We start from the raw sequence: 26,669 nt of genomic DNA, 5'->3' as shown, positions 1-26,669 counted from the left end.
TAAGGTGCGCTCTGACGAGGAAACTTTTATCCTTACGCTGATTTTGAAAGGAAGTTGAATATGATCATCAAACCTAAGATTCGCGGATTTATCTGCACGACAACGCACCCAGTGGGTTGTGAAGAAAATGTAAAACAACAAATTGCACACACCAAGGCCCAAGGTCCTATCAAAAACGCACCTAAACGTGTGTTAGTTGTAGGTTCATCAAGCGGTTATGGTTTGTCTTCTCGAATTGCTGCGGCATTCGGTGGCGGTGCAGCGACAATCGGTGTCTTTTTTGAAAAGCCAGGCACAGAGAAAAAACCAGGTACTGCGGGTTACTATAACTCAGCAGCATTTGATAAGTTTGCAAAAGAAGAAGGCTTGTACTCGAAGAGCTTGAATGGTGATGCTTTCTCGCATGAAGCGAAGCAAAAAACCATTGATTTGATCAAAGAAGATTTGGGTCAAATCGATATGGTGGTGTATTCCTTGGCATCGCCAGTACGTAAACTTCCAGACTCAGATGAAGTGGTACGCTCTTGCTTGAAACCGGTTGGTGAAACGTACACGTCAACAGCGGTCGATACCAACCGTGATGTGATTATTGAAGCCAGCGTTGAACCCGCAACCGAACAAGAAATTGAAGATACTGTCACCGTGATGGGTGGCCAAGATTGGGAATTGTGGATCAATGCATTAGATGAAGCTGGCGTTTTGGCTGATGGTTGTAAAACCGTTGCTTACAGCTACATCGGTACTGAGCTTACTTGGCCTATCTACTGGCATGGTGCTCTTGGCCGTGCAAAAATGGATTTGGATCGTGCTGCTGCTGAGCTTAACGAGAAGTTAGCTGCGAAAAATGGTACAGCGAACGTGGCTGTATTGAAATCAGTGATTACTCAAGCAAGTTCCGCGATTCCAGTTATGCCTCTTTATATCGCAATGGTATTCAAAAAAATGCGTGAAGAAGGTGTGCACGAAGGCTGTATGGACCAGATTTTACGCATGTTTAACGAGCGTTTATTTAAAGAAGATGGTTCTGCACCAGACGTTGACGATCAAAACCGCCTGCGTCTTGATGACTTAGAATTGCGTGAAGATATTCAAGCATACTGTCAGGCGCTATGGCCACAAATCACCACAGAAAACTTGAAAGAGTTGACGGATTACGTAAGTTACAAACAAGAGTTTTTGAAACTGTTTGGCTTTGGTATTGAAGGCGTTGATTACGATGCTGATGTTAACCCACAAGTTGAGTTTGATGTTCAAGACATCTAATCAATGGAACTTTCAGTTGGCTTAGCTTTCATGAATGGATAAAAAAAGCGCTCTTCGGAGCGCTTTTTTATGGGTTATTATTGGTCTCTACTCTTAATTTAGCAGTATTAAAATTGTACCAGCTAGCGTCATCAGAATATTGGCAATGGCATACGTGCCTGCATAGCCTAATGCAGGAACCGTTGATTTAGCGTAGTCGTTAACAATATCCATTGCAGGCGCGCATGTACGAGCACCGATGATGGCGCCAAACAGCAACGCGCGGTTCATTTTCAATATATAAGCGCCGACCACATAGGCAAAAAATACTGGAACCACACTGACCAAAAAGGCTAAGCCAATCACTTTAAAACCGATATCTGACAAATGGTCAAACATCTGAGCCCCGGCGCTGAGACCAATACTCACCATGAAAAACATCAAGCCTAAGTCCTTCACCATATTAAGCGCCCCCTGCGGAACGTAGCCAAACGTCGGGTGGTTGGCTCGTAAAAAGCCGAGTGTAATACCCGCTAATAGCAGACCGACGGCATTGCCAAGACTGAAGGATACTTGGCCAAATGTCATCGTTACTAAACCAAGCAAGATGCCTAAGATAAAGAAGCTACAAAATGCGAGGAGGTCAGCCATTTGACTGTGAATGGAGATAAAACCGATTTTATCTGCCAAACCTTGCACACGGGACTTTTCGCCGCTGACTTGTAATACGTCGCCTTTGGCTAACACAATCTCTGAGTCCATTGGCATTTCGATTTGTGCTCGGACGACGCGATTGAGGAAACACCCGTATTCAGACATATTAAGATCCGTTAACCGTTTCCCTGCAACGGCATCGCTTTTTACCACGATCTCTTCTTCAGAAATTCTTAAATCCAGCAAGTTACGATCAAAGACTTCTTTGCCATTACGAAAGCTGGGATCAAGTCGTGCGTGGCTATCTGGGTAGCCGACTAACGCGATTTCATCACCTTCTTGTAAAATGGCATCACCGTCTGGATGGGCAAGAATGCCATTACGACGAATGCGTTCGATATAGCAACCCGTTTGACGATAGATTCCGAGCTCACGCAAGTTGCGGCCATCCACCCAGTTCACCAATTCAGGACCGACGCGATAGGCACGAATAATCGGTAAATAGACTTTGCGTTGACTGTTTGCCCCTAAGCCTCGCTCTTTCGCAATTTGCTGAGCCGAATCGGAAAGATTCTGCTTTTGAATTTTCGGGAGCAGCTTCGCGAACATAATCATGCTGATTAAACCGATCAGGTAGGCCATGGCATAACCAACAGAAACGCTGTTGAGTATCAAACTGATGTCTTTATTATGTGGAACTTGCGATAACCCTGAGTTGATGGCGTCTTGAGCACCAACCAACACGGGGGTCGAGGTGAGGGCACCAGCCATCATACCTGCTGATAATCCGTAGTCGAGGTCGAGATAATAACTGCCAAAATAGGTGATCCATGTGGCGGTGACTAGGACGACTAAGCTCAGTATTAAATAGTGTTTGCCGTCGCGAAAGAAAATGCCAAAAAAGTTAGGACCCGCTTCAATACCAACACAGTATATGAATAGCATAAAGCCAATGGTCAGAGCGTCCGCATCAAAGGAAAAACCGAGATGGCCCATGATCAAAGACGTAGCTAACACACCGATAGAATTACCGAGCTGCAGACTGCCTATGCGGATTTTACCAATAGCAAGCCCAATGGCCAACGCGACGAAAATAAGTAGGATGGGATTTTGTTTAAGTAGAAAGACTACGTCAATATTCACAGGTACCGCTCAAATAGCATAATTGTCTGAACAAGAGTATACGCATCATTGTATATAACTATAAGGAAAATATAAGGGGAAATATTCATCTTTCACAAAGATTTTATAAATAAAAAAGCCCGCAGCATCAGCGCGGGCTTCTTTATGAAAAATCCGTTTTAGTCAAACAGACCTAAATGTTCTTTTGCGTAGGCTTCAAATTCACTACAACCACCGATAGGTTCTTGATCGATGAAGATTTGAGGAACCGTTTCAACCGGTTTACCAACACTCTTAGACAAATCTTCTTTAGAGATACCTTCTGCTTGAATATCAACATAGCGGTAGTTAAAGTCTTCATGCTTCTCTTTTAATGTTTCTGCGTGCTCTTTTGCACGAACACAGAAAGGACAAGCAGGACGACCAAAAATAACAACAAACATAACTCTCTCCTTAATTGCTTTAGTAGCCAATATGCCCTATTCAATATAGAAAATAAAGGTGCATTTACCATTCAATCCAATAGGTAAAATCTATTGCTTATAAAATACACATATTGAAAGAGAAGGGGCGATGCATTGATCAAGTTTCAAAAACAACAGGTCAATGCATCCGTTCACGCTAATCGTCAGCCTTAGGTGAGCAATGTAAACTTATTCACTGGTAAACTGCGAGAATTTATCGTAACGCGAGTCTTTTAGCGACTCTTTCACGCGCTTCAAGTTGTCTCTAAAACCTGACCCTCGTCTTAAGGTAAATCCGGTAGCTAACACATCAATGACCGTCATTTGAACCACACGGCTTGCCATTGGCATATAAATGTCCGTATCTTCCGGCACATCGAGGCAAATCGAGAGAGAGCTGACTTGATCCAGCGGTGAATCTTTTGCGGTAATCGCGATCACTGTTGCGCCGTTTTCAATAGCGAGTTGGGCAATGTCGACTTGACTCTTCGTTCTACCAGTATGAGAAATGAGAACCACGACATCGTTATCAGTGCAGTTAATGCAGCTCATCCGTTGCATGACCACATCTTCAAAGCAAGTGATCGGAATATTAAAACGAATGAACTTATTTTGAGCGTCTCGTGCTACCGCAGAAGATGCCCCTAAGCCAAAAAATGAAACGCGTTTGGCTTGCGTTAATAAATCGACTGCTCGATTGATTTGGGCCGGATCGAGACTATTTTTTGCTACATCGAGGCAAGCCATGGTGGATTCGAAAATTTTGTGGGTATAGGCATCTGGGCCATCATCTTCTTCCACATTTCGGTTCACATATGGGGTACCGTTGGCCAAGCTTTGCGCAAGATGCAATTTAAAGTCAGGGAACCCTTTGGTGTCTAAACGGCGACAGAAGCGATTCACTGTTGGCTCACTCACATCGGCCATTTTAGCTAACGTTGCAATGCTTGAATGAATGGCTTCCTGCGGAGCAGCCATGATCACTTCGGCAACTTTACGCTCAGATTTGCTGAAGTTTTCTAGGTTTTTTTGGATTTTTTCTATTGTATTCATTGTCATCACGCAGGCATAAATAAGTAGTCGTCGATCTCATCCTAGCTCTAAAAAGCACGTATTCGAGTACAACTAGGTTCAATGGCATTGGAGGGAGTATAAACCCTCCATGGCGCATTTCATAAATGAAACGCGCTATCAATCAATGATTCTATGACAGGCCTCAAACTACGTTTGATTAGAATGACATAAAACCCAAGGATTCATTCAATATATACAGGTTTTTATGTGTCATTGACACTGAAATTCACGTGAAGTGTCACGATTGGTCGAGTATTGCTCGGCAGTCGGCTTCAATCATTTTTAGTAACGATGTGGCTTGCTGAGCTAAATGGCGCTGTTCATCGAGTACTGACCTGAGTATGTCTTCTGTTGTTAGGGGATTCGCGAGCACCACTCGAAAAACCACAATGGGGTAAGATGACCAACGCAATGGCGTTAACTGAGTTCGTGAGACAAATGAGCGACCATTTTCGCGTTGTTTTTTCTGCATAAAAATAGTCAGTTCATTGAGTAACGCATTGAGTTTGTTTTGCTGTTCTTGCGTCGCAATTGCTAGCGCTTTGACAGCGATGTGTGGAACATAACGATAGGTGAGCAAGCATAATTCAGGCTTGGAGACCAATTCAAAATCCGCTTGCTCACTAATAAGCCTCGCAAAAAAGTGGGCTTTTTGAATACTTTGATCAATGAGTAACTGATAACCACGACGGCCTAAAATGTGTAAGCTTGAGTACACCAGCATCGCGATTCCCGAGCGCGAACCTTCCAGCGTATGACTGCCCAAATCTTTTGAGCCCGCCCGCAAAATGTATTGTGCATGATGTTCGATTGCCTGTAATGCACTCGGGTTTTTAAATAACACCATGCCAGCGCCCATGGGAATGTAAAGCTGTTTATGCGCATCGATGGTGACAGAGTCCGCTTGTTCAATACCGCGCAATAAATGGCGATGGGTGTCAGAAAATAAGGTGGCACCTCCCCAGGCGGCGTCAACGTGAAAGTGGATGTTTTCTCTTTGGCATATCTTAGCCATTGCTGGCAATGGATCGACGTTACCGGTTTCCGTTGTCCCGGCTATTCCCACAACCGCAAAGACACACACATTTTTCTGCTTTAATTGCGTGAGCGTCGTTTCAAACGCCGCGAGATCGAGACGATTGTGTTCATCGGTGGGGATGGTAACCACATTGTTTTGTCCTATTCCGAGAACATCAGCGGCTTTTTTTAACGAGTAGTGACCACGCTCAGAAACAAGGATCGCTAAATCATCGTAGCCGTAATGGCGCAAAGCCGCGTTCAAGCCCGAATGAGCAATGCCTGCAAAGCCTCCATCAGCGGGTAAAGCGTGGTTTCTTGCCACCCACAGTGCCGTGATATTGGCGACCGTCCCCCCGGAACAAAATGCCCCAAGAGAATGGGAGGCACTGTGCATGAGTGGTGCATAAAACGCATCGCTACGCTGATAGATCAGATGATGAAGCATGCCAAGCACTTGACGCTCTAAGGGGGTGAAAGCTTTAGACGTTTCAATTTTCACTAAGTTTTGGTTAAGTGCGGTCATGACCTTCGCGAGAGGCAGTAAAAAGTATGGCAACGCAGAGGTCATATGCCCAATAAAGTGAGGAGAAGCCGTATGCACAGAATGAGCGACGACTTTTTCAAGCAGATGATCGGTGTGGACAGAAACAAATTCCGGCTCATCGGGAATCTGCGCTTGTGCAAAATCTCGCTCTATATCAGCCAACGGTTTTTCTTCGGCCACAATATGATCGTTTAAAAAAGCGTTGAGGTTATGAGAAAGTGCTGATTCGATTTGCGTTAATGTTGACTCAGGCCCTTCGGGCACCGTAAAGATTTTTAGCAGGCTTTCAAAACTCACTGTCGCTTTTTTATTACTATTTATTGTCATGCATTCAACCTAAATGTACAAAAAGTGGTGCGATAGAGAAGGTAATATTCACTCTGGTACTGAAATATCGAGCCACTTTTTGAATGTGTAGCGCTGCTTTTAGAGTGTCGATAAGGAAACAAATAACAGCATAAACACGGGCACAAAGAGACTCAGTATAAAGCCACTGACAATCGCTACCGGTACACAGTGCACCCCACCTGTAGTCTGAATCACGGGCAAGGTAAAATCCATTGCCGTTGCCCCCGCATAACCGATGCTGGTACAGGGACGACGATGAATTAACAGTGGAATCAAGACCAATGCAATTAATTCTCGTACTAGCTCGATGATAAATGAGCTACCACCAAAAATCGGACCATAAGCATCGCCCATCAGTATGCCTGAAAGCGAGTACCAGCCGAAGCCCGACGACATGGCTAATCCTTGTAATATGGGCAAGTGTAAAACAAGCGCCGCTAAGACTCCACCAACCCAACAACTGACGACGACAACAAGCGCAATCAGCGTACCACGCTTGTTAAGCAAAATTTGTTTTAATGTCAGGCCACTATTGCGCAATTGGATCCCGATAAAGAAGAGCAAAAGAAATAAGACCCCTTCACTGACAGAAGCGACCCAGTTGAGCCGATAAGGTTGCAATATGCCAACGATAAGACCTGCACCGACGACGAATAGAAGTTTACACGAGTCCATTGCCATATGATGAAGGGGGACATGCTGCTTACTGGCAGCGGCGTTCATCGGCAGCAGTTTATCGACAATGGGTAATACGGAAAAATTGCACAGTGCCATGAGCCCGATAAAGACTGCTGAGTATTTGCCAATTTCTAAAATATTGTCATCAAGATTATCAAGAGCTGAAATGCTCAACCCCATCAGAAACAAAATAATATAAATAAGATACGTTGTGGACTGATTGATGACATGCAGGCAGCGTGCATTTTTAAACGACAAAAAATAGCCCACAACGAGTGGGGCAAAAATCAGTAACATCCCTGAAAACATACGATACCTGAGGCGTTAAAATTTAAAATCCACTCGAAAGAATGGCAGAGCGAAGTTTTTCGTTGAAGTCATGATCGGAAAGATTACTCAATTCGAACAGGACCTCTGCGCCTTCAGCATTGAGTTCGACTTCATGTTCTGCGATGGCGTCATCACGCTTACGAAACATCAATAAATGGCTGGCGATTCGGGCAATATCTAAGTAACGCACTTCGTGTTGTGGGGATTGCAATTCTTGATTGCTTGCGACCTCTTGGAAATCCAGATCGAAACCCCAGTTTTTTAGCACGAATTGGCTGATGCTTGAACAGCGCGATTGAAACACCTGCATGGCGATGTCTTCGTGTAAATAATTGCCACGTTCTAGGTACAAATGGTATTCGTTGACTAAGCAAAACAGCCCGATGTCGGCAAGAAGACCGACTAATAGCGCTTTTTCATCTTTGAGGTAATCGTATTCTTTTGGCGCTAATGTTTTAAATGTCTCAGTAACGAGCAGCATGGTCGCACCGAGCTCTCGTGCGTTGTGGGCACTGCTTGCGAGCATCTTATTACACTCTGAACTTAAGTCGATACTGTGTTTGAGCTGCTCGATCGCTTGTGCGGTCACGATATCTCGGACTCGTATGATCCCCAAACGACCCACAGCGGTCATTAAATCGTTACATGTGATGTTGCGGCGGTTAAATACGACGGAGTTCGCGATACGAATCACGACGGCTGCCAGACTAGGATCATCGATCAAACAGTCGGCAACGTCAGAAACGGTCGTGGACTCTTTTGTACACAACTGTTGAATTCGTGCAACGGCTGCAGGAAGTGGCGGCAATGAAATCCTGCCAGTCTTAAGTGATTGTTCGACTAACTCAGAGAACTCGCTCTTCAAGCTTTGCATCAATGCTTGATGGTTGTCTGCTAGCCAATAAAAAGATAAATGATTCATAACCGCATTAACTTAGAGAAAACTGTTCCATATTTTACCTATGTCGTACGGTGAAGTACAAGTGAATCTGATTTTTCAATCGCTATTTAGAGTTATTTACAGCGCAATAAGAGGTGGCCAACACTTTTCACAACAATGATAAACAATAACTGACATTACTTGCGAGATGTGTTCGGTAGTTCACATGACGATTCGTGACAATTTCATGACTAGAGCTAATACTTTAATTTCACTGAGTTGACTAGCTCCAGTCAGAGAGGGACCGTATCCAGAGAGGTACAGGCTAAAAGATATGCACAAAGGAGGATGTCCAGGATGTCAAAAGAGGTTTTTAATAAAGTCGTAGAACAATACGGTGCGCAAACTACACGCTCTATGTTTGGTGGTATTGGTTTTTTTCATTGTGATGTGATGTACGCATTGTATAGCCGATCGCACATTTATCTTCGTGGAACTCAGCCATTTGAATCTCAGTTACAAGCGCTCGGGTGCCAAAAATTTAAGCATGTCAAAAAAACGACAGTGGCGACGGTCAATTATTACGATATTTCAGCGTTTTTATTGGACAATATTGATCTGGCGAAAGCTCTGATTGATGGCACTATGCAGGCGGTTATTGAGGAAGAAGATAATCGGCGCAGCGTTTATAATCAACGTTTACGAGACTTACTTAATCTTCAATTGACGACGGAAAGGATGTTGAAGAAAGTGGGGATTAGTGATGTGTCGACATTTTTTCATGTTGGCGCTGTTGCTGCTTTTGTTCGAATCACAGAATTTTATGGCCATAAAACCGATATTCGTCTTTTGTGGAAATTAGCAGCCGCTCAAGAGGGCATTTATTGGGAGCTTTTAGAAGAGACGCGTAAACAAGCTTTACTGAATGAATATGAGCAGCGAGTGTATGTTTAGCGATTTAATAGTTAGCGTTGAGCTAATTAGCTCAACGCTAATATCAATCAGTATTTAAAACGGGCTGAGAACATGAGTTGGTCATCATAGGTGCCATTGATACGAGCGGCCGCCCCTAGAGAGAACAATTCTGTTGAATGAAAACGTGCATAAACGGTACCTGTCCAATCATCGTTATCATCAATAGAGACATAACCAACATCACCACCCACTTCCAGTTGTGGACCTAACCACTGGCGAACACCGACATTCAACTCCATACCAGAATCGGGGCTATTTTGGTGTTTTTTATCGACCACTCGCCATAACATAGCACCGGTTAAATCCGCCCAGTTATTAATTGGCGCATGAAAACCCAATCCAGTTGCCGCATCGAAATCACCATTAAACTCAGAATCAACGCTGGCAAGAAAATGTGCATTGGGATGAATAGAATGGCTTAGTTTGGCGCCATAAGTCACGGGACTAACACCGATTCGCGCGTCTACGTAGTCATAGTTAAAATTGCTCATTGACGCAGAGCCTTCTAGATCGGTGGCAGCCAGAGTTTGGCCTGATGCTAGCAGCAATGCTGCTGCCATTAACATTTTACGCATAGTTTCCATAAACCTATATTGTAATGTGATTTTCAATCGGAGAGCGACCGTCAATAGGCGCCATTAGCCCAACGACCATCTTAATCCTGAGTATCAAAAAATTGTCGCTATTCAGTTATGGACTAAAATAAAGCAAGTTCAATGCCATAGTAAAACTTTCTGATCTCATTGTGTGTAAAAATATGAGATCACTTAAAAGTAGACAATACCAATACGTGTTTGCAAGTACGCTTCTGGATCAAAAAACATGAAAAGCGATGTTATTGAAGGATTTTAACAAAAAAAGCTTAAAAATTCGCTTTTTTTTAAAATTCTCTGGAGGTTAGTCCGCTAAACTGTGAAGATATTGGAATAAATAATGCCGACGACATCGACAGGAAAATGATATGAACAACGTTAAGAAGGTTGGAGCCATCGCAGGAGCGATCGCGATTGCTGCATGTTGGCCACTTGCCGTGGGCCAGATTGGCCAGAATGTCCTTGAAAAAGGAATAAAGAATATTCATTCACCCGATGTGGATGTGTCATTAGTGAAGTACGACCGCGGATACTTGTCGTCAGATATGACGTCACGTGTGACTATTACGGACAGTAAACTGGCACGTCAGTTCAAAGCGGATGGTTTACCAACGACTTTTTTGGTTCACAGTGACATTGACCATGAATTATTCAGTTTATCCTCAAATACGACTTTACCAGATTACCCCAATTTCCCATTCACGCTGGACACGCAGACACAATTGAATGGCAACACCAACTTCAAGCTTAATATTGAGAAATGGAATTATCAGCATGATGGCAAAGATGCGTACTCGATCTCGACCTCTGCGGGTAATGTGACGGGCATGATCACCAAACTCGGTGAGTTAAGCTTTAAATCGACGCTTCCGTCTGTGGCGGTTGATTTTTCTAACGATGCTAAGATTACCATTCATGACATTGCTATTGAGGGTTCAGGTAAACGGTCGGGAAGTTTGTGGGTCGGTGACCAAACCTTAACTGTTGGTCGGATTAATGCAGTTGGGAACTCTGCCAATCCGCCTAAGCCGAATGCGGGCGCACAATCTATGCAACAAGCTGAACCTATCAGTGCGACGATTGAAGGGTTAACGTATGAGTTCTCATCGCGCCTTGATCAAAAAGAGACGCGTTTTACCAGTCAGCATAAAATTACCATTGATGAATTTAAATCGGATGATTTTGACGCGCACGATTTAACGTTAGGGGCGGCATTGAATAATGTTGACCGAGCTTCGTTTGTGCAGCTTTCTGATCTTTATAACGGCCGCTCTAACGTCACTGGGCAAGATTTAGGACAAGCGTTGCCGTTTATTGATACTTTATTTGCCAAAGGGTTTTCTGTCGAAATCAGTCAATTGGATGGTAATATCGATGACGGTGATTTTACCTCACAATTGAAAATTTCTATGCCAGAGGGAACCGAGCATGTGACCCGCAACCCAGCACAAGTGATGCAATTATTGCAGGGCAACTTAGGTGTGACGTTATCCGAATCGCTCGCCAAGCAGTTTCCTATGTTGCAGCGTACTGCGGACGAATTGGTTGTCTCAGAAATCGCGAAGCAAGGCAAAGACGGCTATACCATGAAGGCGACCATTGAGAAAGGGAACTTGGTGTTTGACAAAGACCATAAGATTCCTTTGCAAGTATTAATGATGATGAGTATGGGGTTATTACAATACGCTCATTGATCATCATGCGGAGCCGGTAGGCTCCGCTTTTTTATAAGGACACCAACAAGATGAGACAGTTATCCCGTTACCATCGAGCCATGCTTTGCATCGTTGTATTATTGATGATGGTGTTAGCGAGTATGCGTAGTCTCGATGAGCGAACTCATCTTATGATAGACCAAGCGTTGGTCACCACGGCAAGTAGCTACGCGATAGCTCGTACATTAGATGCCGCAATTTCGACGCTTAAAAGCTCCGAGGTATCGGCTGGGGTAGTCTCGATTGATGTTGGGCAGGTGCTCAATCCGATCAGCGATTTGATCGATAAATTCAGCGATATTATGGTCGTCGCGTTTACGTCACTGACGCTACAGAAGGTGTGGTTAGTCATGTTATCTTCCTTACCAGCCAATGCGCTGTTTGTTACCGTGGGCGCATTGCTTATTGTCAGCGTATGGTTACCGCAGCGTTGGCGTGAACAACGCTGGTTATGGAAAGTCTTCGCATTTTTAGCCATTAGCCGTTTTATTATTTTATTCAGTGTGTTGAGTACCTTATTGGTCGATCATTGGTTTATTGATCAACAAATTCAGCACCGCCAAGTCAGTGTGGCTCGTGTCAGTGATGCCAGCCCGACGTCTGCGCTAACCAGTGACCCTGACGTGAAAAAAAATGACGACAGTTTTTTAGGGATGATAGAACGGATTAAAGCACAATGGAGCGCATTGGCTGATAATGTGCAGCAACGTAAAGAGCAATTGTTGCAATTTGCACAAAAAGCGGAAGACTCTGTGCTTGATATGTTGACCTTAATGGCTTTGTATATATTGAAAACTGTGATATTACCATTGGTCTTCTTAGGGCTGTTTTATGTGTGGATGCGTCGGGTATTCTCGGTACCGAGGGTGTTTACGCATTAACGTGTAAGAAAATTTCCCGTTTTATAAGAAAAGTTCTTGAGTGCATGAAAAAGGCTCTTGTGCCACTTTTTATTCATTTCGAAAAGTGCTATTAATCATAAGCAGTTATATTCAAATACATTAGCAGGAGCGAGATACTCATGGAGCCTAATAAGGACGTCATCTTTAATTTTTCAGCTGGACCCGCCATTTTACCGAAAGCCGTGATGGAGCAAGCGCAACAGGAATTCGTGAACTGGCATGATATGGGCACATCAGTGATGGAGATTAGCCATCGCAGCCAACCTTTCTTACGTGTAGCAAGTGAAGCTGAGCAAGATTTACGTGATCTCTTGAGTGTTCCTGATAACTATAAAGTTCTGTTCTGTCAGGGCGGCGCTCGTGCGCAATTTGCGGCAGTACCAATGAACCTTTTAGGTGACCACAAGAAAGCGACCTATATTGATGGTGGGTATTGGGCAATGAGCGCAGTCAAAGAAGCTCAAAAATATTGCCACATTGATTTGTACGACGCGAAGATGGAAAAAGACGGAAAGACCGCAATTCAGCCGGCCTCTGAGTGGATGATTGCTGACGATGCGGCTTATGTTCATTTTTGTCCGAATGAAACCATTGATGGTGTCGAGATCAGTGAGCTTCCTGTGACTGACAAACCCATCGTTGCTGATATGTCATCCAACATTTTGTCAAAGAAAATCGATGTGAGTCAGTACGGTGTTATTTATGCGGGCGCTCAGAAGAACATCGGTCCTGCTGGGATCACGATTGTGATTGTTCGCGATGATTTATTAGATATGGCCAATGAGCTGTTACCAAGCATACTCAATTATAAGGTTTTGGCCGAGGGAGACTCGATGTTTAATACTCCGCCAACCTTTGCTTGGTATATGTCAGGGTTGGTCTTCAAATGGCTGAAAAAACAGGGTGGATTGGCGGCTGTCGAAGCGACGAATCAACAAAAAGCCGAATTGCTGTACGATGCAATTGACCGTTCTGATTTTTATCGCAATACCATTCATCCTGACAACCGTTCACGTATGAATGTGCCTTTCCAATTGGCCAAGCCGGAGCTTGACGAGCTATTTCTTGAGCAAGCACAACAGGCCGGATTGATTTCCTTAAAAGGCCACCGAGCGGTGGGCGGGATGCGTGCCTCTATCTATAATGCGATGCCGATAGAAGGTGTGCAGGCGCTGGTGGATTTTATGACGAAGTTTGAACAGCAATACGCGTAATGACTTAACGTACGGTTGATGTACTGATTGATAAAAAAGCCTCGCCTTACGGTGAGGCTTTTTTTATAAGGTTATCCTCATGATGTCTACGATAGCGCTGTCTGGCACTGACAAACTCGGTAACTCATGATCGCGACTATTACCTGCATGGACATTTCTGGTATTATCCGCCGCACGATGTATTTAACGGTTTTTATCATGCTTCATTCTTTACTACTCATATTACCTGCGATGCTTCTTGGAGCGCAGCTCATTCTGACACTTGTGTTAGTCAAAGGCGAAATTTGTCCGGGTCAGAGAGGGCGTATTCATAAAGTGCTGCCTGTGATTGGTGTACTTTGGTTAGCGACGGCGATGGTGCAACCGAGCTCATTATTGGTTGGGGCAGGGATCTTTTATTTTTACTCACAAGTACAAACGAAGAAAACACGCAAAGAAGGGCCGCTCTGGGTGTTACACGCCTCCAGCGTTTACGCCTCAGTGATTTTAGTTTGGAATGCATTCAGCTTGCCACTGTGGTCAATCGGTGTGTCTTCTTTATTGAGTGTCGGATTGCTAGGAGCCTTGTTTGCCCATTTGTTGTTGACGATTGCCCGGACACGTTTACAAGCCTTTCATCGTCTTTTGCCTGTGGGAGGGATCCTCTTTGCCATGGCGGTAGTGTTGTGTGTGGTACCTTATGCTTTGCAATTGCCACAAGAGAGTTTGCACGTTGCCACACAACAGCTTTTGACCTATTTTGCACTGCTCGTGTTAAGCATCATTATTTGGGCGTGGCATATGCTGACGGGAAAAGCTGTGATGAAAACTCAGCTCGCGATCGCACAGGTTGTATTGTTGGGCGCTATGATGGGCTTTGAACAGGTGTATTTGTCGATAGCATGATTTTCAATTCGGCTCTGGGCGTAGCACTTTGTCAGGATGGGTAGGGCAATGGTCGCCGAGCGCGACCGTGTGATTGAGCCAGTTGCTCGCTAAGCAACATGAATGCCATCAAGATGAAGCTGACATTGCTGGCGTGCGGTTGAGAAAAAAGCCTGTAAATAGTTTTTGTTTTTCTCACTATTACGGGTGGCGGCAAATAAACGCCGTTTTAATCCTTGCCCTAATGGTAAACTCGTTACCAATCCTTGACGAGAAAACTCACTGATTGCCCAGTTCGGTAGGGCGGCAACGCCAAGACCCGCCGAAACCATTTGTACGAGCATTAAGGTATTATCGGCTTGTTTCCATTTTAATGGTTCGATACCAGCAGGTTGGAGAAAGTGTTTAACCACATCCAGCCGTTGTTTTTGAACTGGATAACTGAGCATCGTTTGATCGGCGAGATCGCTCGGTTCAATTCGGCTTTTTTGCGCTAATGGATGGTTTGTTGCGGTGATCAAGCACATTTCAAAGTCGAACAAGGGTTCATAATGCACTTCTGAGCGCGGCAGAATATCGGAAGTGATCACGAGATCCAATTCACCCGCGAGTAAAGCCGGAAGGGGTTCAAAACCAAAACCGGAAGAGAAGTCCAACGTGACATTGGGCCAAGCGATTTGGTATTCCCGTAGCGCTGGCATCAGCCATTGAAAGCAAGAATGACATTCGATCGCCATGTGTAAGCGGCCATTGATGTCTTCTTTTAAACTCGCTAAATCCTGTTCCGCCTGTGCCATTTTAGGCAGGATCTCATCCGCGAGTTGTAATAAGATTTGCCCTTCTGACGTGAATTTCACTGGACGCGTCTTCCGCAAAAATAATTGCCCCCCTAGGCGTGCTTCCAAATCCTTGATTTGATGAGAGAGTGCCGATTGGGTCAAATGTAAGGCGGTCGCGGTTGACGTGAGCGAGCCACTATCTCGCAAAGAGACTAAGGTTTTTAGATGCTTTAACTCAATCATTGATGACGTTTCCTTTGTCTAATCGGCTGAGAAGGTCAAGGATTCATTTCCTTGGGTAATCCATGCATTACAATGTACATCGATAACTTGGGTGTGTAAACATCTAGACGGCTATATATGATTTGGTGTGTTACCTTACTAGGCTGTATCAGTGTGATTGAAGGGGACCCTCATCACATAAAAAAGCCCTATTCGTTATGAATAGGGCTTGCTAGAAAGGACACTATTTTTTCGGCAGCAACTTATCACAGCTTTTATCTGTGATGATATTATCAATCAGTAATTTACCCCGGCTATCACGTATTTTGATTCGATAATCAATTCCTTGGGTAAGATTATCGGAAATAGTGGGGTTCTGACAAAACGACATCGCACTGTGTGTCATGACATCTTGTACTGGTTTGGCTTCTGCGGCGTCAGTGTTGTAAACCATCATCATTTCAATCATGGAACCTCTGGAATTGGCTCGCATGATGTGTAACGGACCATACTGTAATGGCAGTTCAGAAGAGAGTAACGCTGCGCGATTAGTGGCGATCATCTCGAGACGCTTTTGGTCTTTATTAGCCGAACTGCAACCCGCCAGTAGTGCTATGATCAACCCAACAGCGCCTAACGTACGAATTTTCATATTAAAATACTTTCTTATAAGGTTTAACAACAGTTTTAGCGTATACGCCTGCACCCACATACGGATCGGCAGCAGCCCATGCATGAGCCTCTTCAAGAGAGGAAAATTCTGCGATAACGGTTGAGCCTGTAAATCCAGCGTCTCCAGGGTTTTCAACATCCAGTGCGGGCATTGGACCTGCAGTTAAAAGGCGTCCTTCATCTTGCAGTTTTTGCAATCGTTCAAGGTGTTGAGTTCGCACACTCATACGTTTTTCTAGTGAATTCTCAACATCTTGAGAGTAAATAACATACCACATCGGCTCTTCCTTTTACGTTGAATCACAGTCACGGTGAATCCATTATTCTGCTGGTAATGAAGATGATTGCAACCTTTAATCGCACGTGACTGAATCAGAGTCAAACATCCTCATTTTTCTGATTGATAATCAATACTATAGTTCAATTAGTTTACACTCACCACCGCAAATTAATGTGATCATTTATCCATATTAATCGCCCGGGGACGCCCATCAGCATCAACGGCGACATAGTGAAAGGTTGCTTCGGTCACTTGAAAACGGTCGTGTACACCATCTTCTTTCACGGGTTTAACCCATAACTCTAGGTTTATGGTCATTGACGTCCGTCCAATCTTGATACAATCACCATAGCAGCAGACGACATCGCCGACTCTGACTGGTTTTTTAAAGGTAATACTGGAAACTGAAACGGTGACAATACGGCCAGAAGAAATTTCTTTGGCTAAAATGCCACCCGCTAAATCGAGTTGTGACATGATCCAGCCACCAAAAATATCGCCATTGGCGTTAGTATCGGCAGGCATGGCTAAAGTACGGAGCAACATTTGACCTTTCGGTGAATGTACGTCTTGTGTCATAAATAACTATCCACGAGGTATAAAATTACAGCGGCCATTGGCCGCTGATAAAAATAGCATTATACCTTGAAATATCTGAAAGCGGCACTGAAAAGCCACGCTTTCTTCGGCACACTGCGTACTAGGCTTCCGGATCTTTTTTCGGCATATGCTTGTACATATACAAGACCGTCAGCACGGTAAAGACCAGTGTTGCGATAAAGAGGCCAAACACTTTAAAGTTGACCCACACATCCAAAGACACGTGGTAGGCTAAAATGATATTGACGATACCACTTAAGGTAAAAAATCCGACCCACGCCCAAGTCACGCGTGTCCAGACTGTATCTGGTAAGGTGAGCTCTTTACCTAACATACTTTTTATTAGAGATTTTCCCATCAAATGGCTCACCATAAGACCAATCGCAAAGATCCAATTGATGAGAGAAACTTTCCACTTAATAAAATCGGGGTTATGGAAAGCGATCGTCATTCCACCAAAAATCGTTACCAGTGCGAAAGTGATCAGTTGCATCTTTTCGCATTTTTTATAGACCATATAAGTGATAGCGATTTGCAATGCGGTCGCGGCAATCAGCGCACCTGTTGCGGTATAAATGTCCGCATACTTATAAAGCACAAAAAAGACAATCAGTGGAATAAAGTCGAGTAACTGTTTCATGGATAGGGGATTCCTCATTAAATACAACGGACAGTCTATCGGAAAGCGACATGAAGAAAAATAGTCATGGCAACTCCCAGACAAAATAGCTTAGCTGGCAGGTGTTGACCACCCTAAATTGTCGCCTCGTAACAATTGTTTACTAACGAGTGTGATCGAGACAGACAAACGGGCAACGATGAGGGGCTGTGTGGGATAGAGAGGGCCGCTTAGTATTGAGTGGCGAACAAAGGCCATCGAACGGAATTCGATGGCCATCGAAGGTTAGGCGCGGTGTGTCGCGGCTTTCATTGACTGGATAAATTCGCCTAAATGCTCTAACAGCGCTTCGGGATTGTTTAACCGTGTTTCAATGATTTTCACAACCGCCGATCCTGAAATGGCACCCGCTGCGCCAGCTTGGATTGCCTGTTGCACTTGCTCCGGTTGCGAAATACCGAAGCCGAGTAAAGCCGGGGGAGCATCAAACTCGGCTAATCGGTCGAGCAGCTCGTGAACCGGCATGTTGGCCTTGGTTTCGGCGCCTGTCACGCCTTGACGCGAGAGGAGGTAAGTGTATCCATCACCATATTTCGCGACTTTGGATAATGTGTCATCGTCGGCTTGAGGCGGAGCAATAAAAATAGGTTTAATACCATATTGCTGGGCGGCAGCAACGAACGGGGCACTTTCATCTGTCGGTACATCGGCGATCAGGACGGAATCCACCCCGGCTTTTTGACACCGTTGGTAAAAGTTTTCAATGCCTCGTGAGTACACCAAATTCGCATAAATCAGCAAGCCAATGGGAATGTCGGGATTGGTATCGCGCACATCGCGAATGATGTCAAAACAGGTATCCGGCGTGGTTCCTGCATTTAAGGCGCGCACGTTCGCACTTTGAATGGTGGGGCCATCCGCGAGCGGATCGGAAAAAGGAAAACCGAGCTCTAGGGCATCAGCACCAGAATCAATCAAGGTTTGTATGATTTGGCGCGACAACTCTGGACTGGGATCGCCAATGGTCACGAAGGGCACAAACGCCCCTTGTTTTGCTTCGTCGAGTTGAGCAAATAAGTGGTGATAACGATCCATTAGAGTTCTCCTTTTTCTTCGAGGATTTTGTTCACGGTGAAGATGTCTTTATCGCCACGGCCAGATAAGTTGACCACCAGCAATTGCTCTTTCTCTGGTTCCTCGTAAGCCATTTTTACAGCATGGGCGAGGGCATGAGCCGACTCTAGCGCGGGAATGATGCCCTCATGGCGCGCCAAGTTTTGAAAGGCTTCCAGAGCTTCATCGTCAGTCGCATTGACATATTCAGCGCGGCCAGTGGCGTTAAGATGCGCATGTTGAGGGCCGACCGATGGGAAATCTAATCCTGCCGAAACCGAATAAGACTCTTCAATTTGCCCAAAATCATCTTGCATCAACGGCGATTTCATTCCAAAAAAGATACCGGTTGTCCCATGTTTTAATGGAGCCCCATGCTGCGGTGTATCGATGCCTTTTCCGCCGGGTTCCACACCGATCAAACGGACCGATTTCTCTTCGATGAAATCGGCGAACATCCCAATCGCATTGGAACCGCCACCCACACACGCGATGACTGCATCAGGAAGGCGACCTTCTCTAGCGAGGATTTGATTTTTGGTTTCTTCGCCAATAATACGCTGAAATTCTCGCACAATGGTTGGGAAGGGGTGAGGGCCCGCTGCCGTCCCGAGTAGATAGTGCGCCGTTTCATAGCTGCCCGCCCAATCGCGCATGGCTTCATTACAGGCATCTTTGAGTGTGGCCGCGCCAGAGTGTACCGGAATCACTTCGGCGCCCATTAAACGCATCCGAAAGACGTTCGGGCTTTGACGTTCTACGTCTTTTGCGCCCATGTATACTCGGCATTTTAGATCCAGCAACGCACAGGCCAATGCTGTGGCGACGCCATGTTGTCCCGCTCCGGTTTCGGCAATGATTTCGGTTTTGCCCATCCGTTTCGCAAGCAACGCTTGTCCAAGCACTTGGTTGGTTTTGTGCGCGCCGCCATGCAATAAATCTTCTCGTTTTAGGTAAAGGCGAGTCTTGGTGCCTTTGGTCAGGTTACGCGTTAATGTTAGCGCGGTTGGACGTCCCGCGTATTCTTGTAATAACCCCATAAACTCGGAACGAAATTCATCGTCTTCTTGGGCATCGATGAATGCTTGCTCGAGCTGGTCAAGTGCAGGGACTAAGAGTTGAGGCACATATTGGCCACCAAACTCGCCGAAATAGGCATCTAATTTCGCCATGATGAATTCCTTTTAATATCGTCGCCTGTGTTTAATCAGACGATTGGATGAATAAAATAGTGACAGCCTGAGGACGGTTAATAGTCTCGCAGCGCTGAAAAAACGTTCGCTAATTTCTGTGCATCTTTTTTACCCGGCGCGCTTTCCACGCCCGAGTTGAAATCAAGGCCGATACACCCGAGTTGATGAGCGCGTTTAGCATTGTCTGGGTTGAGGCCACCCGCCAGTATGATCTTTTCTGGTTTATCGATCAGTGACCAATCGAACGTCGCACCAGTACCGCCACTTTGACCATTCTGCTTGCTATCAAAGACGTGACGGTCAATGTTGCGTTCCATAAGCTGAGGAAGGTCGGTTTGCACGCCATAGGCTTTCCAAATCTGCATCGATTCTGGTAACACTGCGCGCAATGCATCAACATAGGATTGATCTTCTTGGCCGTGCAATTGTACCGCGGTTAATCCCAGTGTCTTGGCTGTGTGCGCAAGCGTATCGATGGCCGCGTCTCTGAACACTCCCACATAGTGTAAGGGGGCGTCAGCCATGATCTCTGCCGCTTGCTCTGTGGTAACACAACGCGGAGAACCATCGACAAAAATCAATCCGCCGTAGACCGCTCCTGCTTGGTATGCCTTCATTGCATCGCCACTTGAGGTCAGTCCGCAGACTTTATTTTCACCCAGTAATACCCGACGTGTCGCCAATTCCAAATTGTCTTCGCTCATCAGCGAGCTACCAATCAAAAATCCGCTCGCATAAGGGATGAGATCAAGTACTTGCTGATGGGTATACACGCCTGATTCAGAAATAATGGTAGTGCCCTTAGGAATCAGTGGCGCCAGTTGTTTGGTGCGATTTAAATCCGTGGTTAAGTCACGTAAGTTACGGTTATTTATCCCGATAACCCGTGCGTTCAGTGCAAGAGCTCGGTGCACCTCTTCTTCCGTGCTGGCTTCAGTGAGCACGCCCATTCCTAGTTGATGGGCCACGTTGGCGAATGCTTGGTACTGCTCATCAGACAAGACAGATAACATTAATAAAATGGCATCTGCTCCGTAATGACGGGCCAAGTAAATTTGATAGTCGTCGACGATAAAATCTTTACATAGGACCGGCTGTGAGACCTGATGACGGACTTCTGGAAGAAAATCGAGCTTACCTTGGAAGTATTTTTCATCGGTGAGCACCGAGATTGCACTGGCATAGTTTTTATAGACCGAAGCGATGTCTCCTAGATGGAAGTTGTCGCGGATCAGTCCTTTTGAAGGCGAGGCCTTTTTACACTCTAAAATGAAAGCGGTGTTCGGTTGGCTGAGCGCATCATAGAAACTGCGGTCAGACGTCGTTAACAGCGACTGGAAACTCTCCAAAGGTTGTGCCGTTTTGCGCTCAGCAACCCAGGTGTATTTGTCGTTCACGATACGTGCGAGCACTTGTGCCATTTTAGTGTGCTCGACAGAAATATGAGGTGAAAGCAGATCTGACATAATTAGCCTCGCTGTGCCAGTTGTTGTAACAATTGATACGCTTCGCCAGACGCCATGACATCCTGAGCTTGGCGTACGTTTTGTTGCAGATCTTCATGGCCGAAGAGTTTCAGCAGTAGAGCCACATTCGCCACCACGGCGGCATTGTGAGCAGGTTTGCCTTGACCTGTTAAAATATCGCGGCTCAATATTTGATTCTCTTCTGGGCTACCACCTTGGATATCTTCCAGGTTATAGCGCGGCAAACCAAAATCTTCTGGCTCTAATGTATATTCTTCGATGCGGCCTTCACGAATTTCTGCGACATGCGTCGTGCCATGTATTGCAACTTCGTCGAGGCCGGCACCATGAACGACTGCAGCACGTTTCATCCCCATTTGTACCATGGTTTCGGCAATAGGGCGAATCAAGGTTTGGCTATACACGCCCATTAATTCAATGTTGGGGCGTGCTGGATTAATCAAAGGGCCCAGAATGTTAAAAATCGTGCGGGTTTTCAATGCTTGGCGCACAGGCACGGCATGACGGACCCCCCCGTGATATTGCGGTGCAAATAAAAACGCCACGCCAAGCTCATCCAGAGCACGACGGCTTTCTTCGGCCGGCATGGTTAAGTTAATGCCAAAGGCTTCCAATAAATCGGAGGAACCAGAACGACTTGAGACGCTGCGGTTACCGTGCTTGGCGACCTTCACTCCACAAGCCGCTGCGACAAACGCAGAGGTCGTTGAAATATTGATGGTATTCGCACCATCGCCACCAGTGCCCACAATGTCAGCAAAGTCATAATCGGGACGAGGAAATGCACTGGCGTTTTTTTGCAATGCTTTGGCTGCGCCTGCAATTTCACTCGGGGTTTCCCCTTTAATTTTTAATGCGGTAAGTGCGGCACTCATACTGATCGCATCAAGTTCGCCACGAATAATATGATCAAATAAGTGTTGGCTTTCCAATTCGCTTAGCGAGTGTTGTTGGTATAATTTTTCAATAATCTTTTGCATGATCGTCGTTCCTTGAATAAGCACTAAGCGGATATCGGTGTGGAGTGAGATGGCAATGTCCACGTTATTGCGTTTTCTAATAGCTGTGCACCTTGAGTGGTCATAATGGACTCAGGATGGAACTGGAAACCGCACACTTTATGCTCTTCGTGACAGACCGCCATGACCATATCGTCCACGCAAGCTAACACTGATAAATCGTTGGAAACCGATGTGGCGACCAAAGAATGATAACGAGCCACAGCCAAAGGGGATGGCAACCCAGTAAAAAGCGCATGTCCTTGATGAGTAATGTGTGACACTTTGCCGTGAACGATCGCGTCGGCATTACCCACGTGTCCACCATAGGCTTCGACAATGGCTTGATGACCCAAGCAGATGCCTAAGATGGGCACTTGCCCTTTAAAATATTGGATCAGCGCTGGCATATTACCAGCCGCCGCTGGCGTTCCCGGTCCAGGAGACAACACAAGCAAAGGCTGCTCGGTGTTTTTGATCATTGCTTCTATGTGTTCAATGGAGACCGTATTTCGGTAAATATGGACTTCATGACCTAATGCACGGAACTGGTCAACGAGGTTATAGGTAAATGAGTCGAAATTATCGATAAAAATAATATTTGCCATGGGAGACCGTCCTTATGCTTGATGCGCTTGCTGAATGGCCGTGATCACGGCTTGAGCTTTTGTGCGAGTTTCATCGGCTTCTGATTGTGGGTCTGAGTCGTAAACCACCCCCGCGCCCGCTTGAACTGAGGCAATGCCGTTTTGTACATAAGCCGAACGAATAACAATGCAGGTATCCATTTCTCCTTGCCCTGTGAGATAGCCCACCGCGCCACCGTAGCTACCACGGCGCTCTTGTTCTACGTCTCGAATTAATTGCATCGCACGAATTTTCGGTGCGCCTGTTAGGGTCCCCATGTTCATGCTGGCTTGATAGGCATGCAGTGCATCGAGATCGTCGCGCAGTTGCCCCACAACACGGGACACCAAGTGCATGACATGACTGTAGCGATCCACTTTCAGTAAATCGGCCACATATCGAGTCCCTGCTTTTGAAATACGTGCCACATCATTGCGCGCCAAATCGACGAGCATCATGTGCTCTGCCGTTTCTTTTTTATCGGTACGCAGCTCCAATTCAATACGACTGTCCAAATCAGGGTCGATACTGCCATCAGCATGCTTACCTCGACGTCGAGTACCCGCGATGGGATATATTTCCACTTGATTCGTCATGTGCGAATATTTCAACGCACTTTCCGGTGATGCCCCGAATAAAGTGAACTTTTCATCCTGCATATAGAACATGTAAGGACTGGGGTTATTGATTTTGAGCTGTTCATAAGCTGCTAGGGGGGAAGGGCAAGGAAGAGTGAATCGACGTGATGGCACGACCTGAAAAATATCCCCTTGCACAATCGAGTGCTTCAGTGATTCCACAATGTCACAGAAACCGCGATCACTGATGTTGGTCGTGAGTTCACAGTGAACAAGCGGTTGGGCGACGACCGAGGCCAACGGCTCAGAAATGGTTTGCTTAATATCCTCAAGACGTTGTTGCATCGCTGAGCAGGCAGTGTCTTGGCTATTAAATACAGCGCCTTGCAGGTAAGAGGTTTGTTTTTGGTGGTCAATGACCATCAAGGTTTCAGCGACATAAAAAACATAATCTGGACATTGCGTCGTATCGGCCACATCGCCTACCTGCTCAAAGTTTGCTGCGAGGTCGTAGGCAAACAGCCCGCCGATAAACAGAGCAAAAGGGTCATGATTATCCGTATTGACCGTCTGTTGCACAAGTCGTAACGCATCAAAGGTGGAATGTTGACGTAAACGGCTATCCTCATCCAATGACTCATCCGACTCAGTAAAGCTGAGGAGCAGATGAGTGATTGAGGAACGTTCATGGGTCACTGCTGATGGAATATTGTGTTCAATAGTATTCAATAAACGCTGTCCATTCTCGGTAAGCGCTTGCAGTGTGACGGTATTGCCATGACACGTAATGCGTAATGCGCTATCGATAATCAACAGGCTTTTTAAATCTTGCTTCGAGTGGATTTCCGCTGATTCTAGGAGTAAACAGTCAGAATGATCAGCGCAGAGCGTATGAAAGAGCGTTGTGGGATTACGCGTATAAGTCAATACCTGTGTCATGACTTCGAGAGAAACGCTTTGTTGGATAGCTATGGTCTTTTTCACAAGACCTCCTTATTCATCACTGTATTCTTTGAAAAGTGGGGCTCGATAAAATGGAATGTCGCCCGAATGAGAGTAAAAATAAAAAGCCCGCTGGCTGGGCGGGCTATAATGCAGTGTGCAATCCGTTGTTACGATGCGTACACTTCAGCCCAAAACATAATAGGCCAGCGTTGCCAACGTACGGATTGTTTCGTTGCCATTGCGGGTTTCACTTTATGTGTTGGGTTAAATTCTTGTAACATGATAGTCCTTAAGTGTGTACGCCATATCTGTGTACTAGTTAACTAGTGTGCGGGTTAATTGTCAAGCACCAAATCGGCAAAAAATGAGATAATCATGAAAATAGATCTACATAGCCATACGACGGCATCGGATGGTCGCTTTACCTACGATGCTTTGATCGAACGCGCTCATGAGTTTGACATTGACGTATTGGCCATCACAGATCATGACTCTGTGGATTCCTTACAGCCCGCTCAAGCGTATATCGAGCAACAAGGGTATTCGATGACCTTGATCCCAGGGATTGAAATCTCCACAGTATGGCAAAACAAAGACATTCACATCGTGGGCTTAAATATTGATCCGGCCAACCCACAGTTAGCTCAGTTAATTGCTGAGCAGAAGCAGCGCCGCCGAGCGCGAGCCGCTTTGATTGGAGAGCGCCTAGAGAAGGTGACTCGCCCAGGTATTCTTGAAGAGGTGCAAGCGTTAGCGGGGGAGGCCGAAATCACTCGCGCGCATTTTGCCAAATGGTTGGTTGATCAGGGATATGCCAAGAGTATGCAGAAAGTCTTTAAGAACTATATGACACGCAATAATCCCGGTTATGTTCCACCCAATTGGTGTACGATGTCTGATGCGATTGAAGCGATCCACGCTGCAGGAGGGCAAGCGGTATTGGCGCATCCGGCGCGATATCAATTGACCACCAAGTGGGTGAAACGCATGTTGGAAACCTTTTCTGCCGCGGGTGGCGATGCCATGGAAGTGGCTCAGCCGCAACAAGCGCCACAAGAAAAGCGCATACTTGGCGATTATGCGATACAATACAATCTATTAGCTTCTCAAGGCAGCGACTTTCATTACCCGTCCCCGTGGATGGATTTAGGACGCAATTTATGGCTGCCGAAGGGAGTAACGCCCATTTGGGAAACGTGGGAAGCATCGTGTTTCCCCACATTGTCAGAACAGGATGATTAAGGAAGCGCCATGAGCCAGTATTTTTATGTTCACCCTGAAACGCCACAGACACGCTTGATGAACCAAGCGGTCGCGATTATTCGTAATGGTGGAGTGGTCGTCTATCCGACCGATTCAGGCTATGCACTAGGGTGCCAGTTAGAAAACAAGAACGCGTTGGAGCGTATTTGTCAGATTCGTCGTCTCGATGATAAACACAACTTTACTTTGTTATGTCGTGATTTGTCTGAGCTGTCGTTGTACGCACGCGTCGATAATAGTGCCTTTCGTTTATTGAAAAACAATACACCGGGGCCTTATACCTTTATTTTCAAAGGTACGAAAGAAGTGCCTCGTCGTCTGATGAACGCGAAGCGTAAAACCATTGGTATTCGTGTACCAGATAATATCGTTGCGTTAGAGTTACTTGAAGCCTTAGGCGAGCCATTGATGTCGACATCGCTGATTTTACCCGGTAAAGACACCACCGAGTCTGATCCTGAAGAGATTCGTGCGCAGCTTGAGCACGCGGTCGATGTGATTCTTGATGGCGGCATTGTTGGCGAACAACCTACCACGGTGATCAATTTCAGTGATGATAGTATTGTGATTGAACGTCACGGTTCCGGTGACACCTCGCCATTTGAGTGAGCGTGAACGATGCTGTGTGCCAGAGGATTTGACACACAAAAGAGATGCTTTTTATTATCGGATTT

The 26,669-nt window shown here is 45.7% G+C and carries 27 protein-coding genes; 8 read left to right on the top strand and 19 right to left on the bottom strand.

Going from position 1 to position 26,669, the window contains the following annotated elements; all coding sequences use genetic code 11:
• Positions 1-60: 60 nt before the first annotated feature.
• Positions 61-1,263 (top strand): enoyl-ACP reductase FabV, encoded by a 1,203-nt coding sequence (gene fabV / locus EAE30_RS12890; protein ID WP_123016282.1) that lies wholly within the window; start codon positions 61-63, stop codon positions 1,261-1,263.
• A 93-nt stretch (positions 1,264-1,356) separates the two neighbouring features.
• On the opposite strand, the gene EAE30_RS12885 is transcribed toward fabV, so the two are convergent.
• The 6 genes from EAE30_RS12885 to EAE30_RS12860 form a co-directional block, all read right to left on the bottom strand.
• Positions 1,357-3,039: an aspartate:alanine antiporter gene (locus EAE30_RS12885; protein WP_123016281.1), complete on the bottom strand. Its 1,683-nt coding sequence runs from the start codon at positions 3,037-3,039 to the stop codon at positions 1,357-1,359.
• A 158-nt stretch (positions 3,040-3,197) separates the two neighbouring features.
• The gene (locus EAE30_RS12880; RefSeq protein ID WP_123016280.1) at positions 3,198-3,461 is read right to left on the bottom strand and encodes a GrxA family glutaredoxin; all 264 of its coding nucleotides are present in this window, start codon (positions 3,459-3,461) and stop codon (positions 3,198-3,200) included.
• A 210-nt stretch (positions 3,462-3,671) separates the two neighbouring features.
• Entirely contained in the window at positions 3,672-4,535 is an 864-nt protein-coding gene (locus tag EAE30_RS12875; protein ID WP_123017372.1) for a MurR/RpiR family transcriptional regulator, read from the bottom strand.
• 259 nt (positions 4,536-4,794) lie between these two features.
• Positions 4,795-6,447, bottom strand: a complete 1,653-nt coding sequence (panP, locus tag EAE30_RS12870; protein WP_123016279.1) for a pyridoxal-dependent aspartate 1-decarboxylase PanP — start codon at positions 6,445-6,447, stop codon at positions 4,795-4,797.
• A 99-nt stretch (positions 6,448-6,546) separates the two neighbouring features.
• Positions 6,547-7,455, bottom strand: coding sequence for a LysO family transporter (locus EAE30_RS12865; RefSeq protein WP_123016278.1), 909 nt, complete (start codon positions 7,453-7,455; stop codon positions 6,547-6,549).
• 22 nt (positions 7,456-7,477) lie between these two features.
• Complete coding sequence (locus EAE30_RS12860) at positions 7,478-8,398, bottom strand: HDOD domain-containing protein (protein ID WP_123016277.1); 921 nt, start codon at positions 8,396-8,398, stop codon at positions 7,478-7,480.
• A 315-nt stretch (positions 8,399-8,713) separates the two neighbouring features.
• Here EAE30_RS12860 and EAE30_RS12855 point away from each other — a divergent pair, with 315 nt between their 5' ends.
• Positions 8,714-9,310: a TfoX/Sxy family DNA transformation protein gene (locus EAE30_RS12855; protein ID WP_164711861.1), complete on the top strand. Its 597-nt coding sequence runs from the start codon at positions 8,714-8,716 to the stop codon at positions 9,308-9,310.
• A gap of 47 nt (positions 9,311-9,357) precedes the next feature.
• On the opposite strand, the gene EAE30_RS12850 is transcribed toward EAE30_RS12855, so the two are convergent.
• Positions 9,358-9,906: a hypothetical protein gene (locus EAE30_RS12850; protein WP_123016275.1), complete on the bottom strand. Its 549-nt coding sequence runs from the start codon at positions 9,904-9,906 to the stop codon at positions 9,358-9,360.
• A gap of 386 nt (positions 9,907-10,292) precedes the next feature.
• Here EAE30_RS12850 and EAE30_RS12845 point away from each other — a divergent pair, with 386 nt between their 5' ends.
• The 4 genes from EAE30_RS12845 (at position 10,293) to EAE30_RS12830 (ending at position 14,640) form a co-directional block, all read left to right on the top strand.
• Positions 10,293-11,618, top strand: coding sequence for a DUF945 family protein (locus EAE30_RS12845; RefSeq protein ID WP_123016274.1), 1,326 nt, complete (start codon positions 10,293-10,295; stop codon positions 11,616-11,618).
• Positions 11,619-11,668: 50 nt separating this feature from the next.
• Positions 11,669-12,520, top strand: a complete 852-nt coding sequence (locus EAE30_RS12840; protein ID WP_123016273.1) for a hypothetical protein — start codon at positions 11,669-11,671, stop codon at positions 12,518-12,520.
• 140 nt (positions 12,521-12,660) lie between these two features.
• Positions 12,661-13,755 carry a 3-phosphoserine/phosphohydroxythreonine transaminase gene (gene serC / locus EAE30_RS12835; protein WP_123016272.1) on the top strand — a complete coding sequence of 365 codons (1,095 nt, stop codon included), beginning with the start codon at positions 12,661-12,663 and terminating at the stop codon, positions 13,753-13,755.
• Between the two features lie 198 nt (positions 13,756-13,953).
• Complete coding sequence (locus EAE30_RS12830; protein ID WP_123017371.1) at positions 13,954-14,640, top strand: hypothetical protein; 687 nt, start codon at positions 13,954-13,956, stop codon at positions 14,638-14,640.
• An 89-nt stretch (positions 14,641-14,729) separates the two neighbouring features.
• On the opposite strand, the gene metR is transcribed toward EAE30_RS12830, so the two are convergent.
• From metR to EAE30_RS12770, 12 genes are all read right to left on the bottom strand, one after another.
• Positions 14,730-15,641 (bottom strand): HTH-type transcriptional regulator MetR, encoded by a 912-nt coding sequence (metR, locus tag EAE30_RS12825; RefSeq protein WP_123016271.1) that lies wholly within the window; start codon positions 15,639-15,641, stop codon positions 14,730-14,732.
• 223 nt (positions 15,642-15,864) lie between these two features.
• Positions 15,865-16,272, bottom strand: a complete 408-nt coding sequence (locus tag EAE30_RS12820; protein ID WP_123016270.1) for a GspS/AspS pilotin family protein — start codon at positions 16,270-16,272, stop codon at positions 15,865-15,867.
• 1 nt (position 16,273) lies between these two features.
• On the bottom strand, positions 16,274-16,570 hold the full coding sequence (locus EAE30_RS12815; RefSeq protein WP_123016269.1) for a YciI family protein: 297 nt from the start codon (positions 16,568-16,570) through the stop codon (positions 16,274-16,276).
• Between the two features lie 179 nt (positions 16,571-16,749).
• Positions 16,750-17,151, bottom strand: a complete 402-nt coding sequence (gene yciA, locus EAE30_RS12810) for an acyl-CoA thioester hydrolase YciA (protein WP_123016268.1) — start codon at positions 17,149-17,151, stop codon at positions 16,750-16,752.
• A gap of 121 nt (positions 17,152-17,272) precedes the next feature.
• Positions 17,273-17,812: a septation protein A gene (locus tag EAE30_RS12805; protein WP_123016267.1), complete on the bottom strand. Its 540-nt coding sequence runs from the start codon at positions 17,810-17,812 to the stop codon at positions 17,273-17,275.
• Positions 17,813-18,076: 264 nt separating this feature from the next.
• Positions 18,077-18,886 (bottom strand): tryptophan synthase subunit alpha, encoded by an 810-nt coding sequence (gene trpA, locus EAE30_RS12800; protein ID WP_123016266.1) that lies wholly within the window; start codon positions 18,884-18,886, stop codon positions 18,077-18,079.
• Positions 18,886-20,076 carry a tryptophan synthase subunit beta gene (trpB, locus tag EAE30_RS12795; protein ID WP_123016265.1) on the bottom strand — a complete coding sequence of 397 codons (1,191 nt, stop codon included), beginning with the start codon at positions 20,074-20,076 and terminating at the stop codon, positions 18,886-18,888. Before trpB ends, trpA begins: the two co-directional genes overlap by 1 nt.
• A gap of 77 nt (positions 20,077-20,153) precedes the next feature.
• Entirely contained in the window at positions 20,154-21,563 is a 1,410-nt protein-coding gene (gene trpCF, locus EAE30_RS12790) for a bifunctional indole-3-glycerol-phosphate synthase TrpC/phosphoribosylanthranilate isomerase TrpF (protein ID WP_123016264.1), read from the bottom strand.
• A 2-nt stretch (positions 21,564-21,565) separates the two neighbouring features.
• Entirely contained in the window at positions 21,566-22,564 is a 999-nt protein-coding gene (trpD, locus tag EAE30_RS12785; protein WP_123016263.1) for an anthranilate phosphoribosyltransferase, read from the bottom strand.
• A 23-nt stretch (positions 22,565-22,587) separates the two neighbouring features.
• Positions 22,588-23,190, bottom strand: coding sequence for an aminodeoxychorismate/anthranilate synthase component II (locus EAE30_RS12780; protein WP_123016262.1), 603 nt, complete (start codon positions 23,188-23,190; stop codon positions 22,588-22,590).
• Positions 23,191-23,202: 12 nt separating this feature from the next.
• Positions 23,203-24,726 carry an anthranilate synthase component 1 gene (locus EAE30_RS12775; protein WP_390259186.1) on the bottom strand — a complete coding sequence of 508 codons (1,524 nt, stop codon included), beginning with the start codon at positions 24,724-24,726 and terminating at the stop codon, positions 23,203-23,205.
• Between the two features lie 173 nt (positions 24,727-24,899).
• Positions 24,900-25,013: a Trp operon leader peptide gene (locus tag EAE30_RS12770; RefSeq protein ID WP_123016260.1), complete on the bottom strand. Its 114-nt coding sequence runs from the start codon at positions 25,011-25,013 to the stop codon at positions 24,900-24,902.
• A 94-nt stretch (positions 25,014-25,107) separates the two neighbouring features.
• Here EAE30_RS12770 and rnm point away from each other — a divergent pair, with 94 nt between their 5' ends.
• Both rnm and EAE30_RS12760 read left to right on the top strand, forming a co-directional pair.
• Positions 25,108-25,974, top strand: a complete 867-nt coding sequence (gene rnm / locus EAE30_RS12765; protein ID WP_164711860.1) for an RNase RNM — start codon at positions 25,108-25,110, stop codon at positions 25,972-25,974.
• A gap of 9 nt (positions 25,975-25,983) precedes the next feature.
• Entirely contained in the window at positions 25,984-26,604 is a 621-nt protein-coding gene (locus tag EAE30_RS12760; protein ID WP_123016259.1) for an L-threonylcarbamoyladenylate synthase, read from the top strand.
• Positions 26,605-26,669: the final 65 nt, after the last annotated feature.

Source organism: Vibrio zhugei, from assembly GCF_003716875.1.
Classification (GTDB): Bacteria; Pseudomonadota; Gammaproteobacteria; order Enterobacterales; family Vibrionaceae; genus Vibrio; species Vibrio zhugei.
Note: the sequence above shows the minus strand (reverse complement) of the source record. Positions and strands in the feature narration are given on the sequence as shown.

Coding starts and splice junctions, on each gene's coding strand:
- fabV (WP_123016282.1), top strand. CDS start 61: ATGATCATCAAACCTAAGATTCGCGGATTTATCTGCACGACAACGCAC.
- EAE30_RS12880 (WP_123016280.1), bottom strand. CDS start 3,461: ATGTTTGTTGTTATTTTTGGTCGTCCTGCTTGTCCTTTCTGTGTTCGT.
- EAE30_RS12875 (WP_123017372.1), bottom strand. CDS start 4,535: ATGAATACAATAGAAAAAATCCAAAAAAACCTAGAAAACTTCAGCAAA.
- panP (WP_123016279.1), bottom strand. CDS start 6,447: ATGACAATAAATAGTAATAAAAAAGCGACAGTGAGTTTTGAAAGCCTG.
- EAE30_RS12865 (WP_123016278.1), bottom strand. CDS start 7,455: ATGTTTTCAGGGATGTTACTGATTTTTGCCCCACTCGTTGTGGGCTAT.
- EAE30_RS12860 (WP_123016277.1), bottom strand. CDS start 8,398: ATGAATCATTTATCTTTTTATTGGCTAGCAGACAACCATCAAGCATTG.
- EAE30_RS12855 (WP_164711861.1), top strand. CDS start 8,714: ATGTCAAAAGAGGTTTTTAATAAAGTCGTAGAACAATACGGTGCGCAA.
- EAE30_RS12850 (WP_123016275.1), bottom strand. CDS start 9,906: ATGCGTAAAATGTTAATGGCAGCAGCATTGCTGCTAGCATCAGGCCAA.
- EAE30_RS12845 (WP_123016274.1), top strand. CDS start 10,293: ATGAACAACGTTAAGAAGGTTGGAGCCATCGCAGGAGCGATCGCGATT.
- EAE30_RS12840 (WP_123016273.1), top strand. CDS start 11,669: ATGAGACAGTTATCCCGTTACCATCGAGCCATGCTTTGCATCGTTGTA.
- serC (WP_123016272.1), top strand. CDS start 12,661: ATGGAGCCTAATAAGGACGTCATCTTTAATTTTTCAGCTGGACCCGCC.
- EAE30_RS12830 (WP_123017371.1), top strand. CDS start 13,954: ATGCTTCATTCTTTACTACTCATATTACCTGCGATGCTTCTTGGAGCG.
- metR (WP_123016271.1), bottom strand. CDS start 15,641: ATGATTGAGTTAAAGCATCTAAAAACCTTAGTCTCTTTGCGAGATAGT.
- EAE30_RS12820 (WP_123016270.1), bottom strand. CDS start 16,272: ATGAAAATTCGTACGTTAGGCGCTGTTGGGTTGATCATAGCACTACTG.
- EAE30_RS12815 (WP_123016269.1), bottom strand. CDS start 16,570: ATGTGGTATGTTATTTACTCTCAAGATGTTGAGAATTCACTAGAAAAA.
- yciA (WP_123016268.1), bottom strand. CDS start 17,151: ATGACACAAGACGTACATTCACCGAAAGGTCAAATGTTGCTCCGTACT.
- EAE30_RS12805 (WP_123016267.1), bottom strand. CDS start 17,812: ATGAAACAGTTACTCGACTTTATTCCACTGATTGTCTTTTTTGTGCTT.
- trpA (WP_123016266.1), bottom strand. CDS start 18,886: ATGGATCGTTATCACCACTTATTTGCTCAACTCGACGAAGCAAAACAA.
- trpB (WP_123016265.1), bottom strand. CDS start 20,076: ATGGCGAAATTAGATGCCTATTTCGGCGAGTTTGGTGGCCAATATGTG.
- trpCF (WP_123016264.1), bottom strand. CDS start 21,563: ATGTCAGATCTGCTTTCACCTCATATTTCTGTCGAGCACACTAAAATG.
- trpD (WP_123016263.1), bottom strand. CDS start 22,564: ATGCAAAAGATTATTGAAAAATTATACCAACAACACTCGCTAAGCGAA.
- EAE30_RS12780 (WP_123016262.1), bottom strand. CDS start 23,190: ATGGCAAATATTATTTTTATCGATAATTTCGACTCATTTACCTATAAC.
- EAE30_RS12775 (WP_390259186.1), bottom strand. CDS start 24,726: ATGACACAGGTATTGACTTATACGCGTAATCCCACAACGCTCTTTCAT.
- EAE30_RS12770 (WP_123016260.1), bottom strand. CDS start 25,013: ATGTTACAAGAATTTAACCCAACACATAAAGTGAAACCCGCAATGGCA.
- rnm (WP_164711860.1), top strand. CDS start 25,108: ATGAAAATAGATCTACATAGCCATACGACGGCATCGGATGGTCGCTTT.
- EAE30_RS12760 (WP_123016259.1), top strand. CDS start 25,984: ATGAGCCAGTATTTTTATGTTCACCCTGAAACGCCACAGACACGCTTG.